The following is a 19,318-nucleotide window of genomic DNA, read 5'->3' as shown; positions in this document are numbered from 1 at the left end:
GGTCGTACGACACTAGGGGCGTGATCCGTTACGACGCCCTGGACGCCCTTCCCGTACGCGGTGCCCTGCCCGCGCTGGGCGACGCCCTGGAGGGACACGGCACGGCGGTCCTGGTGGCGCCGCCCGGCACCGGCAAGACGACCCTCGTCCCGCTGGCCCTTGCGGGTCTGCTGGACCCGGGGGCGCCCGCGCGGAGGGTCGTCGTCGCCGAGCCCCGCCGGATCGCCGCCCGCGCGGCCGCCCGCCGGATGGCGTGGCTGCTGGGCGAGAAGACCGGCGCGAGCGTCGGCTTCACGGTGCGCGGCGAGCGGGTGGTGGGACGGCACACACGCGTGGAGGTCGTCACGACGGGCGTGCTGCTGCAACGGCTCCAGCGCGACCAGGAACTGGCGGGCGTCGACGTCGTGGTGCTCGACGAGTGCCACGAACGGCATCTGGACGCGGACACGACCGCGGCCTTCCTGTGGGACGTACGGCAGACCCTGCGCCCGGAGCTGCGCCTGCTGGCGGCGTCCGCGACGACGGACGCACAGGGCTGGGCCCGGCTGCTGGGCGACGCGCCCGTGGTGGAGGCGGCGGGCGTCTCGTATCCCGTGGAGGTCGTCTGGGCGCCGCCCGCCCGTCCGGTACGGCCGCCGCACGGCATGCGGGTCGATCCCGCGCTGCTCGCGCACGTGGCGTCGGTCGTCCGGCGGGCCCTGTCCGAGCGGGACGGGGACGTGCTGTGCTTCCTGCCCGGCGTGGGCGAGATCGCGCGCGTGGCGGGGCAGTTGGGCGGCCTCGGTGACGTGGAGGTGCTCCAGGTGCACGGCCGGGCGCCCGCCGCCGTGCAGGACGCGGTGCTGGCGGGCGGGGAGCGGCGCCGGGTGGTGCTCGCGACCTCGGTGGCCGAGTCGTCCCTGACCGTGCCCGGGGTGCGGGTGGTCGTCGACTCGGGGCTCGCGCGGGAACCGCGGGTCGACCACGCGCGCGGGTTGAGCGCGCTGGCGACCGTGCGTGCCTCGCAGGCGGCCGGGCGGCAGCGGGCGGGCCGGGCCGGGCGGGAGGCGCCAGGTGCGGTGTACCGGTGCTGGGCGGAGGCCGAGGACGCCCGTCTGCCGCGTTTCCCGGCCCCGGAGATCAAGGTGGCCGACCTGACGGCGTTCGCGCTCCAGGCGGCCTGCTGGGGCGATCCCGACGCCTCCGGGCTCGCGCTGCTGGACCCACCGCCGGGCGGGGCGATGGCGGCCGCCAGGGCCGCCCTCGCGGCGGTGGACGCCGTGGACCCGGCCGGACAGGCCACACCGCGGGGCGTCCGGCTGGCCCGGCTGGGGCTGCACCCGCGGCTGGGGCGGGCGCTCCTGGACGCGGCGGCCTCGGTCGGGGACGAGCGTGCCGCAGAGGTCGTCGCGCTGCTGAGCGAGGAGGCGCCGCGGGAGTACGGGGACGATCTCGTGGGCGCCCTGCGCACCGCCCGCCGCGGCGGAGACGCCTACGCGGGGCGATGGCGGGCGGAGGTGCGTCGGCTGCGGGCCGTCGCGACGGAGTCCGCGGACGCGCCCGCCCCCGGTGGCCCCCGGCCGGCGGTCGCCGGCGAGGACGGCGTCGCCGGGCTCGTGGCCGCCCTGGCCTTCCCCGAACGCGTGGCCAGGAAGGACGGCGGCTCCTACCTCATGGCCTCCGGCACCCGCGCCGAGCTCTCCGACTCCTCTCCGCTGCGAGGCGCCCCCTGGATCGCCGTCGCCGTCGCGGACCGTCCCGTCGGCAAGGGGCACGCACGCGTGCAGCTCGCCGCCGTGATCGACGAGGACACGGCCCGGTCGGCGGCCGCCTCCCTGCACTCCGAGCGCCAGGAGGTCCACTGGGCCGAAGGGGACGTGGTGGCGCGGCGGGTGGAGCGGCTCGGGGCGATCGAGCTGGCGGTGCGGCCGCTGAGGAACGCCGACCCCGTCCTCGTACGCGAGGCGCTTCTCGAAGGGCTGCGCGACGACGGTCTACGACTGCTGCGCTGGACGCCCGACGCCGACGTCCTGCGGCAGCGGCTCGCGTTCCTGCACCACCACCTCGGCGACCCGTGGCCCGAGGTCACCGACGAAGCCCTCCACGCGCGCGTGGACGAGTGGCTGGAGCCCGAACTGAGCCGCGCCCGGCGGCGGGCCGACCTCGCGCGCGTGGACGCCGGAGAGGCGCTGCAAAGGCTCCTCCCGTGGGCCTCCGGCGAGGCCGCGCGGCTGGACGAGCTGGCGCCCGAGCGGATCGCGGTACCGAGCGGGTCCAGGATCCGGATCGACTACGGGGATCCCGAACAGCCGGTCCTGGCGGTGAAGTTGCAGGAGATGTTCGGGCTGGATGCCTCGCCCCGGGTCGCCGGTGTGCCCCTCCTGGTCCATCTGCTCTCCCCGGCCGGGCGCCCCGCGGCCGTCACGGCCGACCTGGCGTCCTTCTGGAAGGACGGCTACAAGGGCGTGCGGGCGGAGCTGCGGGGCCGGTATCCGAAGCATCCGTGGCCGGAGGACCCGGCGGGCGCCGAGCCGACGCGGCACACCAACGCGCGGCTCAGGCGGTGACCGGTTCCGGCTGCTCGGCCTTCGCCGGAGCCGGGCGGCGGCTGCGGGCCTCCAGCCACAGGGCGAGGACCAGGAGCAGGACGCCCAGGGTCAGGAAGCCCCAGGGGAGGTAGGAGGTCATCAGCAGGACGAGCAGGCGGTTGGACTTCACCAGGTCGACGGTGTGCTCGATGTAGTCCTCGCGCATCTTCACGTGGCCGGCGAAGGCGGTGACCTTCTCGCGGCCGCCGAGGAGGGTGCCGCCGCGCAGCTCCTCCTTGTGGATCTCCTCGCCGTAGACGGGGGCTCCGGTGACCGGTTCGACCCAGAACTTGCGGACCGTGGTGTACCAGCGGGTGGTGCCGGTCTTGGCGACGGTCTCGGGGGTGATGCCCTTGACCGGCATGGTCTTCGGGAAGGGCACCTTGGTCCAGGGGATGGTCTGTTCGAAGTAGTAGACCTTCACTCCGCGGAAGGTCTGGGTGCCCTGGTAGTGGATGGGGTTGGTGGTGCGGGTCTGCGCGTCGAAGTACTGGTAGTCCCGTTTCTCCGTCAGGAAGGGCCACTTGAACTCGATGCCGGTGCGTTTGACGGGGTCGCCGTCGACCATCTCGCCGGGGGCGTGGACGGGGTCCTGGGTGTGGGCGTCGAAGATGTAGCGCTCGGGGATCTCGGAGACCATCTTGCCGTCGGGCCCCTGGACGTAGGACAGCCCGTCCCAGACGACGACATCGCGACCGACCGTCTTCTCGATCTTGTCGGAGGCCGCCACATCGCCCTTGAGGGTCTGCACGATGGTGACCTTCGGGACCTTCTTGGCGGTCATCGTGCCGTAGTCGAGGAGGGTGGCGTCCTTCGCCTCCAGGACCATGTCCTGGTACTGGTTCGCGGGGATCTTGGCCAGGCGCGGGAAGGCGTACCAGCGCAGGAGCGGGGACAGCGCCGCGAAGAACACGGCGAGGGCGAGCAGGACCAGGCTGGTCTTGCGGCGCATCTCGGCCTCCCGGGCGGACGGTTACGGGTGGGCGGGCACTGTCGTCAGCAGGGGCTTGGGCGATGTCCGGCCCGTCTGCTGTCCCATCGCGGTGATCGCGAGGACCAGGGCGAACGCGAGGACGAGACCGGTCGTGGCGGCGATCAGGGCGCGCATGCCTGCCTCCCTGCGGACGGGAACTGATACATCGTCAGGTCCGGCACCGTAGCAACGCCCGGGCGAGATGAGAACAGGTCGCACACGGACGGAGGGCGCCCTGTCCGCCGTAGCGGAAAGGACGCCCTCCGGGGTGGGTTCGCTGCCGGTTACGAACTCGCGCTGGGACTCGGGCTCGGCGCGGGGCTCGCGGAGGTGTCCGTGGTGGGTGCCGCCACGGTCAGGGTCACGTCGAGGGTGGCGCCGCCCGCGGTGGTGATGCGGAGCAGGAAGGTGCCGGTGGTGTCGTCGGAGTAGAGCTGCGGCAGCTTCAGCAGGCCGTCCGCGTCCGTCGCGAGGCCCGTCAGGGTGCGCACGGTCTTGCCGTCGGCGTCCTTGAAGTAGGGGCCCTTGGCGTTCTCGGTGGCGTCGTCGGCCGATGTGATCAGGGTGGCGGTGGCGGCGACCTTGTCGGCGACCGCGCCCTTGTAGGTGGCCTTCACCTGGACCGCTTCGGCGAACTCACCGCTCGGGGCGCAGGTCAGGTCGGTGGTCGTGGTGCGGACGAGGGTGTCGGCGACGCGCTCGGTGACGGTGGCCGTGTAGTCGGGGGCGGTCACCGTACGGCCGATGAGGGTCGTGCGGACGGTGAAGGTGCCGGTGGTCTCGCCGGCCTGGAGCGCGGGCGCGGTGGCCACGCCGGAGGCGCCGGTGAGCGCGGTGGCGACCTTCTCGCCGCCTACGAACGTGGCGTCGGTGTCGCCGACGATCGTGAAGCGGATCCGCACCTTGGGGACGCCCATGCCGGCGGCGTTCTCGGCCCTGGTGCTGATCTTGTCGCTGAACGCGTCGCCCGCCATGGCGGTGAGCTTCGCGGTGCCCGAGTCCTCCAGGTGGTCCACCGACTGGGTGGGCGTGACGGGAGGCGTCGACGGCGGGGTGGTGGGGCCGCCCGACGGGGGCGGGGTGGTCGCGGGCGGCGTCGCGGGCGGCTTCGGCTTCGTCGGGCCGGTGCCGGGCGCGCTCGGCGAGGCGCTGCCCGGGTTCGACGTCGACGGCGCCGAGGGGGTCGAGCCGCCGGTGCTGCCGTCGCTGCGGCTGCCCGGGACGGTGCCGGTGCCGTCGGGGATCTCGTGGGTGCCCTTGCGGTAGTACTCCAGCCACGACAGGACGGTGTTCAGGTAGTGCCGCGAGGGGTTGTAGCTGAGGATCGCGTCCTCGAGGCCCCCGCTGGTCGACAGGTCCCAGTTGTTGCGGCACAGGTAGTGCCCGGCGGCGAGGGAGGCGTCGTAGATGTTGTTCGGGTCCTTCACCCCGTCGCCGTTGCCGTCGCGGCCGGCCCACGCCCAGGTGGACGGGATGAACTGCATGGGTCCGACGGCCGAGTCGTAGGTGCTGTTGCCGTCGTAGGCGCCGTGGTCGGTGTCCTTGATGAGCGCGAAGCCGTTGCCGTCGAGCTGCGGGCCGAGGATCTTGGAGGTCGTGGTGCCGTCGGCGTCGACGCGGCCGCCGCGCGCCTGGCCCGACTCGACCTGACCGATGGCGGCGAGCAACTGCCACGGCAGGTTGCAGCCGGGCTTGGACTGCTGGAGCTCGGCCGCGGCCTTCTTGTAGGCGTCGAGGACGGTCGCCGGTATGCCCGCCTCGCTCTCCACCGGGGAGATGGACGGGGTGCTGCCGTCGGTCGGCGCGGGGCTCGGGGTGTTCAGCGGCGGCAGGTCCGTGTAGTACGGCGAGTTGCCCGTCGCGCCGTTCCCGGCGGTCGGGTCGGGAGAGGCCTCGGCACCCGTGGCGGTCGATCTGCCGTTGTCGTCGGCCGTGACCCCAGGAGCCTGGGAGGCGGACAGTGCCGCGACCGCGAGTGCTGCCACGGCGGTGGTCGTCGCCCCTTTGGCCAGCCTCCTGCCGAATTGCGCCGCCATAAAGTGAACCCCTCCTGTGGACGCCCGAACGCCCGTCTCCGTCTGTCGCTCTCGTCCAGTTGTGACGGTCGAAACACCCTGGAGGTTGCCCCTGTGACGCGCGGCAATTCCTTGTTCGCACGTTCGACCGAGCTCCCCGGCGCGGCGACCCGTGCGACCCTACGACAACTTCCTTTCCATGGACACCGGTTCGTGCCCGATATTCACCGGTTGGCCATGTTCGATCGATGGCGGCCCGCGTCACCCATACTGGACGGAAGCGATCACCCGCACCGCCGTCCCGGCCAACACCCTTCGTAAGGAGCCCCGTTGCCGTTCACCCTGAGCCACGCGGCGGCGGCGCTGCCCGCACTGCGCCCCGACGGAACCGGCCGGGGCGGACTGGTTCCGGCCGTGCTCGTGGCGGGAACCTTCGCACCGGACATGACCTACTTCGCGGCAAGTGTCCTGTCCGGAGCAATGGAGTTCGGCACCGTCACACACTCCCTGCCGGGCCTCCTCACCATCGACGTACTGATCGCCTGGACCCTGGTGGGCCTGTGGCTGCTCCTGCGCGAGCCACTGGTGGCCCTGCTGCCCCGCTCCCGGCAGGCGGCTCCGGCGACCCTGCTGCGCTGCGGAACCCCCCGCGAGCCGCTCCGCCCGGCGCTGGCCCTGCGCTGGTACGTCTCCGCCGCGCTGGGAGCCCTCACCCATGTCGTGTGGGACGCGTTCACCCATCACGACCGGTGGGGTCTACGACTCTTCCCAGCCCTGGACCGAACCGTGGCGGGCTTCCCCCTGTACTGGTACCTCCAGTACGGCAGTTCGGCGGTGGCGGCCCTGCTCATAGCGGCGTTCTGCGTGCGCGCCCTGCGCCGAACGCCGGCCTCGGCCCACCCGGTGGGCGTCCCCGTCCTTTCGACGCGGGACCGGTGGTGGGCGCTGGCCGTAATCGGCGGCTGTGTGACGGTGGGCGCGCTGGCGCGGGCCTCGCGGTGGTGGGCGTACTGGGGCTCCACCGCGAAACCCTGGGAACTGATCCCCACGCTGTGCTTCGGAGCGGGCGCCGGTCTGGTGCCGGGGGTCCTCGCCCACACCGCGTTCGTCAGACTGCGCCGCCCGGCCCCGACACCGGATGCTCCGCGGGAGACCGACGTCCCGCTCCCTCGCTGACGGTGCCGGTGCCGGTGGTCGCGACGAACACCGTCATGGTGGACACGGGGCGGGACGTGGGCAGCAGCGTGAGAACGAGCGCCAGATAACGCAGGGCCAGCTCGGGGAGCCGCCCCTGCCATGCCTCCCCTCGCCACAGCTTCACGCTCCCCCGCCGCAGGCGTGTCGCAAGCCGGACGGGAACGCGGGGGGTGCTGGCGCCGGCCGCGTGGGCTGGCACCGGGTGCCGCAGGGGGGACGGGGCCTGACCGACGTGCACCTGTGCGGGGGTCCTCCGGCGGTGGAGCATGCGTATACCCATGAGCGCATCCTGGCGGGGGGTGGGGTGGGGGGCGCTGTGGCGACGTCCACGCGAGTGACGCCCCGCTGCTCTGGGCTTGGGCCGGGCGCCTCAGGGGGTGCCGGGTTCTGTTGTCGGGCGGGTGCGGGTTCGTCGTGGCTGGTCGCGCAGTTCCCCGCGCCCCCGCTGCGCTGGACCTGGGCCGGACGCCTGCTGGAGTGCCGGGTCCTGTTGTCGGGCGGGTGCGGGTCCGTTGTGGCTGGTCGCGCAGTTCCCCGCGCCCCTAGGGGGTTGCAGTCACGCCCGCCCCACCGGACCGTTGGACGCGTACGGCGCGAAGGGGACGGGGTGGGGGGTGTCCGCCCGCAGCGGCCGGCGTCCAGAACAGGGCACTGTTGAAGCGACCTAGCCGCCGGACCGAGGACGGATACCCCCCACCCCGGCACCGACCCAACCACCGGACCGCACGCGCTACACACGCCCCCACCGAAGACGAGCGGGCCGCCGCAGGCATCCAGGGGCGCGGGGAACTGCGCAAAAACGCCCGCCCCCACCGAACCCGCACCCGAACCTCACGCCCCCACCCCACCCGCACCCAGAAACGGCCCAACCGCCGGAGGCTAATGCGCTGCGGACTCCCAGTCCGCCCCATCCCCCACCGAAACCCCCAACGGCACCCGCAACCGCACCGCCTCCGACATCTCCCGCCGCACGATCGACTCCGCGGCCTCCCGCTCCCCCGGCGCCACCTCCAGCACGATTTCGTCGTGGACCTGGAGCAGCATCCGGGAGGCGAGCCCCGCTTCCCGCAGCGCCCCGTCCACCTTGAGCATCGCGATCTTCACGATGTCCGCCGCCGTGCCCTGGATCGGCGCGTTCAACGCCATCCGCTCGGCCGCCTCACGTCGCTGACGGTTGTCGCTGTTGAGGTCGGGGAGATACCGCCGGCGCCCGAACAGCGTCGCCGTGTACCCCGTGGCCCGCGCCTCGTCGACCGCCCGCCGCAGATAGTCCCGCACCCCGCCGAATCGCTCGAAGTACGCGTCCATCAGGGCCCGCGCCTCACCCGCCTCGATGTTCAGCTGCTGCGAGAGCCCGAACGCGGACAACCCGTACGCCAGCCCGTACGACATCGCCTTGATCTTGCGCCGCATCTCCGCGTCGACCGCGCCGGGCTCGACCGCGAAGACCTGCGAGGCGGCGGTCGTGTGCAGGTCCTCCCCCGAGGTGAACGCCTCGATGAGCCCCTCGTCCTCGGAGAGGTGGGCCATCACCCGCAGCTCGATCTGGCTGTAGTCCGCGGTCATCAGGGACTCAAAGCCCTCGCCGACCACGAACCCGCGCCGGATCGCCCGCCCCTCGTCCGTGCGGACCGGGATGTTCTGGAGGTTCGGGTCGGTCGACGACAGACGGCCCGTCGCCGCGACCGTCTGGTTGAACGTCGTGTGGATACGGCCGTCCGCGGCGATCGTCTTGATCAGGCCCTCCACGGTCACCCGCAGCTTGGCCTGCTCCCGGTGCCGGAGCATGATCACCGGCAGTTCGTTGTCGGTCTGGCCGGCGAGCCAGGCCAGCGCGTCGGCGTCCGTGGTGTAGCCGGTCTTCGTCTTCTTCGTCTTCGGCAGGCCAAGCTCCCCGAAGAGGACCTCCTGGAGCTGCTTGGGCGAGCCGAGGTTGAAGTCGTGCCCGGCCGCCGCGTGCGCCTCCTTCACGGCCTGCTGGACCGCCCCGGCGAACATCTGCTCCATGGCCTCCAGGTGGGCCCGGTCGGCGGCGATGCCGTGCCGCTCCATGCGGGCCAGCAGCTCGGAGGTGGGCAGTTCCATGTCCCGCAGCAGGTCCGCCGCGCCGACCTCCTCCAGGCGGCCCGCGAAGGCCGTGCCCAGGTCGAGCACGGCCCGCGCCTGGACCATCAGCGCCTCGGCCTCGGCCCCGTCGTCCGCCCCGAAGGCCAGCTGTCCGTCCGCCGTCGCGGCGGGCGCCAGCTCCCGGCCCAGGTACTCCAGGGACAGCGCGTCCAGGTCGAAGGACCGGCGTCCGGGCTTGACGAGGTAGGCGGCGAGCGCGGTGTCCATGCCGACCCCGGCGAGGGACCAGCCGTGCTCGGCGAAGACCCGCATGGCGCCCTTGGCGTTGTGCAGGACCTTGGGCCGGTCGGCGTCGGCGAGCCAGGCCACCCACGCGCTCTCGTCGGCCTCGTCCAGCTCGGACGGGTCGAACCAGGCGGCCGCCCCGCCGGCCGCGGCGAGCGCGACCTCGGCGACCGATCCGGTGCCGAGCGCCCAGGTGTCGAGCGTGGCGACGCCGAGGGGCTGCTGCGCGCCGTGCTCGGCGAGCCAGGGGGCCAGCTCGCCGGTGCCGAGCACCTGGCCGTCCAGCTCCACGCCCGGCGCGACGACCGGGGCCCCCTCGGCCTCCTCGGCGCCCGGGTCCACGGCCAGCAGCCGCTCCCGCAGGGAGGGGTTCCTGATCTCCAGGGTGTCGAGGATCATCGCGAGGGTCTTGCGGTCGTACGGCAGGCGCTCCAGGTCGGTGACCGCCTTCGGCAGCTCCACCGTGCGCACCATCTCGGTGAGGCGGCGGTTGAGCTTGACGGCCTCCAGGTGGTCGCGGAGGTTCTGTCCGGCCTTGCCCTTGACCTCCTCGACCCGCTCGACGAGCTCCGCGAACGAACCGAACTGGTTGATCCACTTGGCCGCGGTCTTCTCGCCGACGCCGGGGATGCCGGGGAGGTTGTCGGACGGGTCGCCGCGCAGGGCCGCGAAGTCGGGGTACTGGGCGGGCGTCAAGCCGTACTTCTCGAAGACCTTCTCCGGAGTGAACCGGGTCAGCTCGGAGACGCCCTTCGTCGGGTAGAGGACGGTGGTGTGCTCGGAGACCAGCTGGAAGGAGTCGCGGTCGCCGGTGACGATCAGCACCTCGAAGCCCTCGGCCTCGGCCTGGGTGGCGAGCGTGGCGATGACGTCGTCCGCCTCGAAGCCGTCGATCGCGAACCGCGAGACGTGCATGGCGTCCAGGAGCTCGCCGATCAGCTCGACCTGGCCCTTGAACTCGTCCGGGGTCTTGGAGCGGTTGGCCTTGTACTCCGTGAACTCCTCGGAGCGCCAGGTCTTCCTGGACACGTCGAAGGCCACCGCGAAGTGGGTGGGCTCCTCGTCGCGCAGGGTGTTGGCCAGCATCGACGCGAAGCCGTAGATCGCGTTGGTCGGCTGGCCGGTCGCGGTGGTGAAGTTCTCCGCGGGCAGCGCGAAGAACGCGCGATAGGCCAGCGAGTGCCCGTCCATGAGCATCAGGCGCGGGCGGCTGCCGCCGGGGCTGTTGTCGGTCTTCTTCGCTGCTGTCTCTGCCACGCCCCCGATCCTGCCACGCGCCACTGACACTCGGGTGCCACGCACTCCGCCGGGTTCGACCAGCGCCCCCGAGGCGAGGAAGCCGACGGACACCGGTGCGCCCACCGCTGGACACGGATCAGCCCCTCGACACAGAACCCGGCCCCCGCCGACGGACGCAGACCTGCCCCTCGTCAGAACTTCTCCGCGCCGCGGAAGACAGCCGTGGCCCTCGACGGACACCACTCGCCACCCGTGGACACGGACACACCCGCGCCTGGACGCAGAACCGCCCGAGCCGCCGGAGACCGCACGCTCGGCTCCCGTTCCGCCCCCGCCCGGGGGTGATCGTTGTCAGTGGCGCGTGCGAGGATCGGGGCGTACTCGCACGTGTAGGCGAAGGAGAGTGCGCGATGGCATCGAAGCCGCCCAAGGCCGACCCGGTTCAGGACGCGCCGCAGGTGGCGCAGCCGAAGCACGCGGCCGCCGGGCTCCCCGCCGTCGGGCACAGCCTGCGGATCGCCCAGCAGCAGATGGGCGTGAAGCGCACCGCGCTGACCCTGCTGCGGGTCAACCAGAAGGACGGCTTCGACTGCCCGGGCTGCGCCTGGCCGGAGCCGGACCACCGGCACGCGGCGGAGTTCTGCGAGAACGGCGCGAAGGCGGTCGCCGAGGAAGCCACCCTGCGCCGGATCACCCCGGAGTTCTTCGCCGCGCACTCCGTCGCCGACCTCGCGACCCGCAGCGGCTACTGGCTGGGCCAGCAGGGTCGGCTCACCCACCCCATGTACGTCCCCGAGGGCGGCACGCACTACGAGCCGGTCTCCTGGGAGCGCGCCTTCAACATCGTCGCCGAGGAGATCGCCGCCCTCGACTCCCCCGACGAGGCCGTCTTCTACACCTCGGGCCGCACCAGCAACGAGGCCGCGTTCCTCTACCAGCTCTTCGCGCGCGAACTCGGCACGAACAACCTGCCGGACTGCTCCAACATGTGCCACGAGTCGTCCGGTTCGGCGCTCAGCGAGACCATCGGCATCGGCAAGGGCAGCGTCCTGCTGGAGGACCTCTACAAGGCAGACCTGATCATCGTCGCCGGGCAGAACCCGGGCACCAACCACCCCCGCATGCTCTCCGCCCTGGAGAAGGCCAAGGCGAACGGCGCGAAGATCATCAGCGTCAATCCGCTGCCCGAGGCCGGCCTGGAGCGCTTCAAGAACCCGCAGACCCCGCAGGGCATGCTCAAGGGCGCCTCGCTCACCGACCTCTTCCTCCAGATCCGCATCGGCGGCGACCAGGCCCTGTTCCGTCTCCTCAACAAGCTGATCCTGGAGACCGAGGGCGCGGTCGACGAGGCCTTCGTCGCCGAACACACCCACGGCTACGAGGAGTTCGCCGAGGCCGCCCGCGCCGCCGACTGGGACGCGACGCTCACCGCGACCGGTCTCACGCGCGCGGAGATCGAGGAGACCCTGCGGATGGTCCTCGCCTCGGAGCGGACCATCGTCTGCTGGGCCATGGGCCTCACCCAGCACAAGCACTCCGTGCCGACCATCCGTGAGGTCGTCAACTTCCTTCTCCTGCGCGGCAACATCGGCCGCCCGGGCGCCGGCGTCTGCCCGGTCCGCGGCCACTCCAACGTCCAGGGCGACCGCACCATGGGCATCTTCGAGCGCCCCGCGCCCGCCTTCCTGGACGCCCTGGAGAGGGAGTTCGGCTTCGCCCCGCCACGCGAGCACGGCTTCGACGTCGTCCGCGCCATCCGCGCCCTGCGCGACGGTGAGGCCAAGGTCTTCTTCGCCATGGGCGGCAACTTCGTCTCCGCCTCCCCCGACACCGAGGTCACCGAGGCCGCCATGCGGCGCGCACGGCTGACCGTCCACGTGTCGACCAAGCTCAACCGCTCGCACGCGATCACGGGCGCGCGTGCCCTGATCCTGCCCACGCTCGGCCGGACCGAGCGCGATCTCCAGGGCAGCGGCGAGCAGTTCGTGACCGTCGAGGACTCCATGGGCATGGTGCACGCCTCCCGGGGCCGCCTGGAGCCCGCGAGCGGACAGCTGCTGTCCGAGCCCGCCATCGTGGCCCGGCTGGCCCGCCGGGTCCTCGGCGAGGACAGCGCCACGCCCTGGGAGGAGTTCGAGAAGGACTACGCCACCATCCGCGACCGCATCGCCCGCGTGATCCCCGGCTTCGAGGACTTCAACGCGCGCGTGGCCCGCCCCGGCGGCTTCACCCTGCCGCACGCCCCGCGCGACGAGCGGCGCTTCCCCACGGCCACCGGCAAGGCCAACTTCACCGCCGCGCCCGTCGAGCACCCCGAGCTGCCCGAGGGCCGGCTGCTGCTGCAGACGCTGCGCTCGCACGACCAGTACAACACCACGATCTACGGCCTCGACGACCGCTACCGGGGCATCAGGAACGGCCGCCGGGTCGTGCTGGTCAACCCCGAGGACGCGCGCGGGCTCGGGCTCGCCGACGGGTCGTACGTGGACCTCGTCGGCGAGTGGAAGGACGGGGTGGAGCGGCGGGCGCCGGGGTTCCGGGTCGTGCACTATCCGACGGCCCGGGGCTGCGCGGCCGCGTACTACCCCGAGACCAACGTCCTCGTGCCGCTGGACGCCACCGCGGACACCAGCAACACCCCGGCCAGCAAGTCCGTCGTCGTACGTCTGGAACAATCGGCGACCGACTGAGCGTTTGCTCAGCCGTAGGCAGCCGTAGCGCACACGATGAACGGAGCCCGGGCCCATGGGTGAACAGCAGCACGTCACGTTCCCGCAGGAGGTCATCGACGAGTACGCCGCCCTCGGCGTCGACCTCGTCGCGATGTTCTCGGCCGGTCACCTGGGCACCCGCATGGGCGTCGAGATCATCGAAGCCTCCGCCGAGCGCGTCGTGGGGACCATGCCCGTGGAGGGCAACACCCAGCCGTACGGGCTGCTGCACGGCGGCGCCTCCGCCGTCCTCGCCGAGACCCTCGGATCGGTCGGCTCGATGCTGCACGCGGGCAGCTCCAAGATCGCCGTGGGCGTGGACCTGAACTGCACCCACCACCGCGGCGCCCGCTCCGGCCTGGTCACCGGTGTGGCCACGCCCCTGCACCGGGGACGCTCCACCGCCACGTACGAGATCGTGATCACCGACGAGCAGGACCACCGCGTCTGCACAGCCCGCCTGACCTGCCTCCTCCGCGAGGCCCCCACCCGCTAGGTGCGTCCGCGGCGCCCGCCTGATCTGCCTCCCCTGCGCGAGGCCCCCGCCTGCCGACGCCCATCCGGTCGCTGATCACGATCGCGGCGGATCAGGCGGCCGGAGGGACTGCGCCGGCCGGCATGGGTGAGCCGAGGGGCTGGGGCATCGAGCCGCAAGGCGGAGAACGTCTGCACCACCCGCCTGACCTGCCTCCTCCGCGAGGCCCTCACCCGCTGACGCCCGTCCGGTGGATCAGGCGGGCGCGGGGCAGCTGCGCCGGCCGGTACGGGTGAGCCGGAGTTCGAGCTGGTCCCTGGTGAGCCGGGAGGCGGTGGGCGGCGGTTCATGCGTGGTCGCGGTCGCGAGGCAGTCCGGCCGCCACCGCTCCGGCGCCGGCGGACGCCCGTCCCTCTCCCAGTCCCGCTCGAACCACAGCACCGAGTCGGCCGCAAGGTGGAGCAGGGGAAGAGCGACATGCGCCCACGTCGCCCGAGCCCGGGGAAATCGGCCAACCGACGCCCACCCGCGGACCGGCGCGCAAGCCCCGCGCGAACGCGCACGATCCGCCGGACACGCCCCGCAACGCCGACACGCCCCCGCGACGCGACGCCGACACGACCCACCGCATACGCCCCACCCCAGCCGCACGGGCAGGCAACGCCGAGACGCCCCGCAACGCTGACCCGCCCCGCCGCACACAACCCCCCACCCCGGCCGCCCACCCGCCCCACCCGCGACAGACACCAACTGGGCACCAGCCCCCCGCTCCCCTACCGTTTCCCCATGAGGTCGGCCTCGTGAGCGGGATCGGGCCCGTCGAGCCGGTCGGGTCGGCGGAGACGGGGGAGAGCCAGGACGTCATCGGTGCCGACAGGCCCCGGTTGACGGACCGCTGGAGCGCGTGGTGGGGCGGGCTGCCGCCTCGCGCCCGCAAGGCCCTCACCGGCACGGCGGCCGCCCTGCTCGCCGCCGCGGTCCTCACAGTCCTCCTCCCCCGCGCCCTGACCGAGGACCCCCGTCCCGAGCCGCCCCCCACCCTCGTCCCCTGGCCCGCCAACGTCACCTCCTGGCGCTACCTCGGACCCGCCGGACTCCCCGAGCCCACCGGCGCCCACCCCACCAGCGGACGCTTCCGCTTCGCCGTCGACGTCGCCCACGGACCGCCCGTCACCCTCCGGGTCACCGGCGCCGCCTTCCCCGGCCTCACCGCCCACGCCGTACCCGAGGCCTTCACCGTGCACGCCGGCACGACACACCGCGTCACCGTCGAGATAGCGGTTTCCGACTGTTCGGGACTGCCCCGGAATGCCGACCTACCCTTTCTTGACGTAACGCTCCGTAACACGCGCGCAATACAGCATCACAGCTTCATCTTCGGCCGGGCGTACTCCCGCGACCTTTTCCGGCTTCTGGCGGGCGCCTGCGCCCCGATATCACCGGATAGGGCGGACGGCCAACCGGAAGTGCAGGTTCTCAAAATGCGGACCGGGGGGAAAATCCGCCAAACCGGCTGAGAGCCCCCTTCCCGGAAGCCCACCATCCACCACGTCATAACAAGAAAGTCACAAGCCCGCGCACAGCGATGCCGCTGCCTGCAAACCGGGCTTAGAGTCACGGCCAGTCACCGCTCCATCGGGAGTTCGGTACCAGCGCGGCACCAGCCGTACCCACAAGGGCGGGCGTGCCTGCGGAGAGGACTGATTGTGCGACGTTCTTTGGTGATTCTGACCTCCGTCATGGCGACGGGGGCTCTGACGCTCACCGCCTGCGGCTCCCGAGACGACAGTGGCGGCGACAGCAGCGACAACGGGAGCAACAAGACCCTGACCATCGGCGTGGACGCCCCGCTCTCCGGCGAGAACTCCACCACCGGTCTCGGTATCCAGTACGGCGCCCAGATCGCCGTCGACGACGCCAACAAGAACAAGCTCGTTCCCGGCGTCACCTTCAAGCTGAAGGCCTACGACGACAAGGCACAGCCGGCCACCGGCCAGTCGAACGCCACCGCGATCACCGGCGACAAGACCGCCGTCGGCGCCGTCGGCCCGCTGAACTCCGGCGTCGCCCAGTCGATGCAGCAGGTGTTCGCCTCGGCCAACATGGTCGAGATCTCCCCCTCGAACACCAACCCGGCCCTGACCCAGGGCAAGGACTGGCAGACGGCCAAGAAGCGTCCCTACAAGACGTACTTCCGTACCGCCACCACCGACGAGCTCCAGGGCAGCTTCGCCGCCGACTACGCGTACAACGGCCTGAAGAAGAAGAAGGTCTTCGTCGTCGACGACAAGCAGACCTACGGCGCCGGCCTCGCCAAGATCTTCAACGAGCAGTTCAAGAAGCTCGGCGGCACCGTGGTCGGCACCGACCACGTCAACACCGGCGACAAGGACTTCGGCTCCCTCGTCACCAAGGTCAAGACCTCCGGCGCCGACCTGCTCTACTACGGCGGCCAGTACGACGAGTCCTCGCTGATCACCAAGCAGCTCAAGGACGGCGGAGTCAAGATCCCGCTCTTCGGCGGCGACGGCATGTTCGCCTCCACCTACATCGAGACCGCGGGTGCCGCCTCCGAGGGCGACCTCGCCACCGCCGTCGGTGTCCCCGCCGACACCCTGCCGGCCGCCAAGACGTTCATCGAGACGTACAAGGCCAAGGGCTACAAGGGTGACTACGGCGCCTACGGCGCGTACTCCTACGACGCCACCACCGCCATCATCAAGGCCGTGAAGGCCGCGGTCGACGCCAACGGCGGCAAGGTCCCCAGCGACATCAACGCCCTGCGCTCCTCCGTCGTCGACAACGTCCAGAAGTCCGACTTCGAAGGCATCTCCGGCAAGGTCTCCTTCGACGAGTACGGCGACACCACGAACAAGCAGCTCACCGTCTACCAGGTCACCAAGGGTGCGTGGAAGGCTGTGAAGACCGGCACCGCCGACCTCGGCTAGTCCAGGCCCCAGCAGCAACAGCACCACCACACGGGCCGCGCGGGAGGGGACCCCGACCGCGCGGCCCTTGCCACACCCCACCCCTGCACACCACCAGTGCACACGACCACCAGCGACAATGGAGGCCACGCGGTGAACACCCTGCCGCAGCAGCTGGCCAACGGGCTGCTTCTGGGCTCGATGTACGGGCTGATCGCCATCGGCTACACGATGGTGTACGGCATCGTCCAGCTCATCAACTTCGCGCACGGCGAGATCTTCATGACCGGCGCCTTCGGGGCCTTCACGGTCTACTTCTACATCCTTCCCGACGGCGTCTCGATGGCCGTCGCCGTCCCCCTGATGCTGGTCGGCGGCGGCATCGTCGCGATCCTCATCGCGGTCGGAGCGGAACGGTTCGCCTACCGGCCCCTGCGCGGAGCACCACGGCTCGCACCGCTCATCACCGCGATCGGCCTGTCCCTGGCCCTCCAGGAAGTCGTCCGCAACTTCTACCCGCACGCGGACCGCGCCGTCGCCTTCCCCGGCCTCGACGCCACCCACGAGATCGGCTCCGTCACCATCAAGGACGCCGACATCTTCCTGATCGTCGCCGCGATCGTCTGCATGTCCGCCCTCGCCTTCTTCGTCCGCAAGTCCCGCACCGGCCGCGCCATGCAGGCCACCGCCCAGGACCCGGACACCGCACAGCTCATGGGCATCGACACCAACCGCATCATCGTGATCGCCTTCGCCATCGGCGGTTTCTTCGCCGCGGTCGCCGCCGTCGCCTACGGCCTCAAGTACGGCAACATCGACTACCGCATGGGCTTCCTGATGGGCCTCAAGGCCTTCACCGCCGCCGTCCTCGGCGGCATCGGCAACATCTACGGCGCCATGCTCGGCGGGCTCGTCCTCGGCGTCGCCGAGACCCTCGCCTCCGCCTACATCGACGGCATCCCCGGCATGGACAAGCTCGGCGGCCAGAGCTGGGCCAACGTCTGGGCCTTCGCGCTGCTCATCATCGTTCTCCTCGTCAGGCCACAAGGCCTGCTCGGCGAACGCGTCGCGGACAGGGCGTGATCACGATGACCGACACCACCACCCGCGGCCTGATCCCGCTGCCCCTGGCGGCCGCCCGCGCACTCCTGCTCGTCGGCGGCATCGCCACCGCGGCCTCCGCCTTCCTCGCCTGGACCTGGACCAGCGAGTTCCCCGGCGACCTCACCATCACCGGCTACCCCGGCGGCCTCCAGTGGCTGACCTTCATCGCCGGCCTCCTCACCACGCTGTTCGCCCTCTCCGCGTACGGCATCCGGGGCCTGGGCTGGCTCATCCCCGCCCGCAACAACGCCCCCCTCGCCCTGACCGCCCTGGGCGGCTTCGGCGTCACCTGGTACACGATCGTCTCGATCGCCGCCGAACTCGGCGGACTCGCCAACCTCGAACCAGGCGGCTGGATCGCGGCCATCGCCTCCCTCCTCCCCGTCCTCGGTGCCTTCGCCCTCCCCGAGCCGCGCACCGAGAGCACCAAGGAGAACCTCAAGGCGTACCTCGCCAAGCCCGACGGCATCCCCGCCCCCGCACCCCTCAGCCCCTGGGTGGAGCGCGCGCTCATCACCGTCGTCACGATCATCGGCCTCGCCGTCTTCACCTACGGCATCGACACCGAGTACGGCGAGCTCTTCGTCGGCTACCTGATCGTCGTCGTCTTCGGCGTCTGGGCCCTGCACACCGCAGGCCTCATGGACCGCTTCTCCCGGCTCGTCGCCCACAACCGCAGCTTCACGCTCGCCATGGGCTTCGCCGCCGCCATCGCGTTCCCCTTCACCCAGACCGACGACCACTACGCCAACATCGGCGTCAACATCCTGATCTTCGGCACCGTCGCCCTCGGCCTCAACATCGTCGTCGGCCTCGCGGGCCTCCTCGACCTCGGATACGTCGCCTTCCTCGGCGTCGGCGCCTACACCGCCGCCCTCGTCTCCGGCTCCGAGTTCTCCCGCTTCTCCGGCGTCCACTTCCCCTTCTGGGCCGCCGCCCTGGCCGGCGCCGCCGCATCGCTGATCTTCGGCGTCCTCATCGGCGCCCCCACCCTGCGACTGCGCGGCGACTACCTCGCCATCGTCACCCTCGGCTTCGGAGAGATCTTCCGCATCGCCGTCAACAACATGGACGGCGAATCCGGCCCGGACATCACCAACGGCCCGAACGGCATCCCGTCCATCCCGGACCTCAACTTCTTCGGGTTCAACCTCGGCGAAGCCCACGACATCGCAGGCTTCACCATCGGCCGGTTCGCCAACTACTACCTGCTGATGGTCCTCATCATGGCGATCGTGGTCCTCGTCTACACCCGCGCCGCCGACTCCCGCATCGGCCGCTCCTGGATCGCCATCCGCGAGGACGAGACCGCCGCCACCGCCATGGGCATCAACGGCTTCCGCGTCAAGCTCATCGCCTTCGCCCTCGGCGCCGCCCTCGCCGGCCTCGCCGGCACCGTCAGCGCCCACGTCACCTACAGCGTCGTCCCGACGCCGTACCAGTTCGCGGGCTCCACGCCCCCCAACTCGGCCTTCCTCCTGGCCGCGGTCGTCCTCGGCGGCATGGGCACGGTGGCGGGACCGATCCTCGGCGCGGCACTGCTCTACCTGCTCCCGGAGAAGCTCGTCTTCCTCCAGGACAAGTCGCTGCTGGCCTTCGGCATCGCCCTCATCCTGCTGATGCGCTTCCGCCCCGAAGGCATCATCGCCAACCGCCGCCGCCAACTCGAGTTCCACGAGACCGGCCAGCTCGACGTACCAGAGACAACAACACTGTCCGGCGAACCGACCGCCGTCACCAAGGCCGGGGCGTGAGCAC

At 71.6% G+C, this 19,318-nt stretch carries 12 protein-coding genes; 8 read left to right on the top strand and 4 right to left on the bottom strand.

Features of this window, described 5'->3' with window-relative positions; all coding sequences use genetic code 11:
* Positions 1-20 precede the first annotated feature (20 nt).
* Positions 21-2,546 carry an ATP-dependent helicase HrpB gene (hrpB, locus tag ACFULQ_RS14355; RefSeq protein WP_383542881.1) on the top strand — a complete coding sequence of 842 codons (2,526 nt, stop codon included), beginning with the start codon at positions 21-23 and terminating at the stop codon, positions 2,544-2,546.
* Here hrpB and ACFULQ_RS14350 read toward each other — a convergent pair.
* The 3 genes from ACFULQ_RS14350 to ACFULQ_RS14340 form a co-directional block, all read right to left on the bottom strand.
* Positions 2,536-3,519, bottom strand: a complete 984-nt coding sequence (locus ACFULQ_RS14350) for a DUF3068 domain-containing protein (RefSeq protein WP_383542878.1) — start codon at positions 3,517-3,519, stop codon at positions 2,536-2,538. The genes hrpB and ACFULQ_RS14350 overlap by 11 nt on opposite strands.
* A gap of 21 nt (positions 3,520-3,540) precedes the next feature.
* Positions 3,541-3,675 (bottom strand): SPW_0924 family protein, encoded by a 135-nt coding sequence (locus ACFULQ_RS14345; protein WP_107121043.1) that lies wholly within the window; start codon positions 3,673-3,675, stop codon positions 3,541-3,543.
* A gap of 149 nt (positions 3,676-3,824) precedes the next feature.
* Positions 3,825-5,576, bottom strand: a complete 1,752-nt coding sequence (locus ACFULQ_RS14340; RefSeq protein ID WP_383542874.1) for a lytic transglycosylase domain-containing protein — start codon at positions 5,574-5,576, stop codon at positions 3,825-3,827.
* Between the two features lie 309 nt (positions 5,577-5,885).
* On the opposite strand from ACFULQ_RS14340, the gene ACFULQ_RS14335 reads away from it, so the two are divergent.
* Positions 5,886-6,731, top strand: coding sequence for a DUF4184 family protein (locus ACFULQ_RS14335; protein WP_383542871.1), 846 nt, complete (start codon positions 5,886-5,888; stop codon positions 6,729-6,731).
* Between the two features lie 900 nt (positions 6,732-7,631).
* On the opposite strand, the gene polA is transcribed toward ACFULQ_RS14335, so the two are convergent.
* Positions 7,632-10,361 carry a DNA polymerase I gene (gene polA / locus ACFULQ_RS14330; RefSeq protein WP_383542869.1) on the bottom strand — a complete coding sequence of 910 codons (2,730 nt, stop codon included), beginning with the start codon at positions 10,359-10,361 and terminating at the stop codon, positions 7,632-7,634.
* A 392-nt stretch (positions 10,362-10,753) separates the two neighbouring features.
* On the opposite strand from polA, the gene ACFULQ_RS14325 reads away from it, so the two are divergent.
* The 6 genes from ACFULQ_RS14325 to ACFULQ_RS14300 all read left to right on the top strand — a co-directional run bounded on the left by ACFULQ_RS14325 (position 10,754) and on the right by ACFULQ_RS14300 (position 19,314).
* Positions 10,754-13,033: an FdhF/YdeP family oxidoreductase gene (locus tag ACFULQ_RS14325; RefSeq protein WP_383542866.1), complete on the top strand. Its 2,280-nt coding sequence runs from the start codon at positions 10,754-10,756 to the stop codon at positions 13,031-13,033.
* Positions 13,034-13,088: 55 nt separating this feature from the next.
* Entirely contained in the window at positions 13,089-13,550 is a 462-nt protein-coding gene (locus ACFULQ_RS14320) for a PaaI family thioesterase (protein ID WP_383542863.1), read from the top strand.
* 779 nt (positions 13,551-14,329) lie between these two features.
* The gene (locus ACFULQ_RS14315) at positions 14,330-15,046 is read left to right on the top strand and encodes a hypothetical protein (protein ID WP_383542860.1); all 717 of its coding nucleotides are present in this window, start codon (positions 14,330-14,332) and stop codon (positions 15,044-15,046) included.
* Positions 15,047-15,247: 201 nt separating this feature from the next.
* On the top strand, positions 15,248-16,477 hold the full coding sequence (locus ACFULQ_RS14310) for a branched-chain amino acid ABC transporter substrate-binding protein (RefSeq protein WP_383542857.1): 1,230 nt from the start codon (positions 15,248-15,250) through the stop codon (positions 16,475-16,477).
* A gap of 132 nt (positions 16,478-16,609) precedes the next feature.
* A complete protein-coding gene (locus tag ACFULQ_RS14305; RefSeq protein WP_330267610.1) occupies positions 16,610-17,539 on the top strand; it encodes a branched-chain amino acid ABC transporter permease in 930 nt (309 codons plus the stop codon).
* Positions 17,540-17,544: 5 nt separating this feature from the next.
* On the top strand, positions 17,545-19,314 hold the full coding sequence (locus ACFULQ_RS14300; protein ID WP_383542854.1) for a branched-chain amino acid ABC transporter permease: 1,770 nt from the start codon (positions 17,545-17,547) through the stop codon (positions 19,312-19,314).
* The last annotated feature ends 4 nt before the right edge of the window (positions 19,315-19,318 follow it).

This window comes from Streptomyces sp. NPDC057253 (genome assembly GCF_042669125.1).
In the GTDB taxonomy this organism is placed as follows: Bacteria; Actinomycetota; Actinomycetes; order Streptomycetales; family Streptomycetaceae; genus Streptomyces.
This window is presented reverse-complemented; position numbering and strand designations above follow the sequence as displayed.

What these genes read in the sequence shown, in the direction of transcription:
- ACFULQ_RS14350 (WP_383542878.1), bottom strand. Translation starts at nt 3,519, where the DNA reads ATGCGCCGCAAGACCAGCCTGGTCCTGCTCGCCCTCGCCGTGTTCTTC.
- ACFULQ_RS14345 (WP_107121043.1), bottom strand. Translation starts at nt 3,675, where the DNA reads ATGCGCGCCCTGATCGCCGCCACGACCGGTCTCGTCCTCGCGTTCGCC.
- ACFULQ_RS14340 (WP_383542874.1), bottom strand. Translation starts at nt 5,576, where the DNA reads ATGGCGGCGCAATTCGGCAGGAGGCTGGCCAAAGGGGCGACGACCACC.
- ACFULQ_RS14325 (WP_383542866.1), top strand. Translation starts at nt 10,754, where the DNA reads ATGGCATCGAAGCCGCCCAAGGCCGACCCGGTTCAGGACGCGCCGCAG.
- ACFULQ_RS14320 (WP_383542863.1), top strand. Translation starts at nt 13,089, where the DNA reads ATGGGTGAACAGCAGCACGTCACGTTCCCGCAGGAGGTCATCGACGAG.
- ACFULQ_RS14300 (WP_383542854.1), top strand. Translation starts at nt 17,545, where the DNA reads ATGACCGACACCACCACCCGCGGCCTGATCCCGCTGCCCCTGGCGGCC.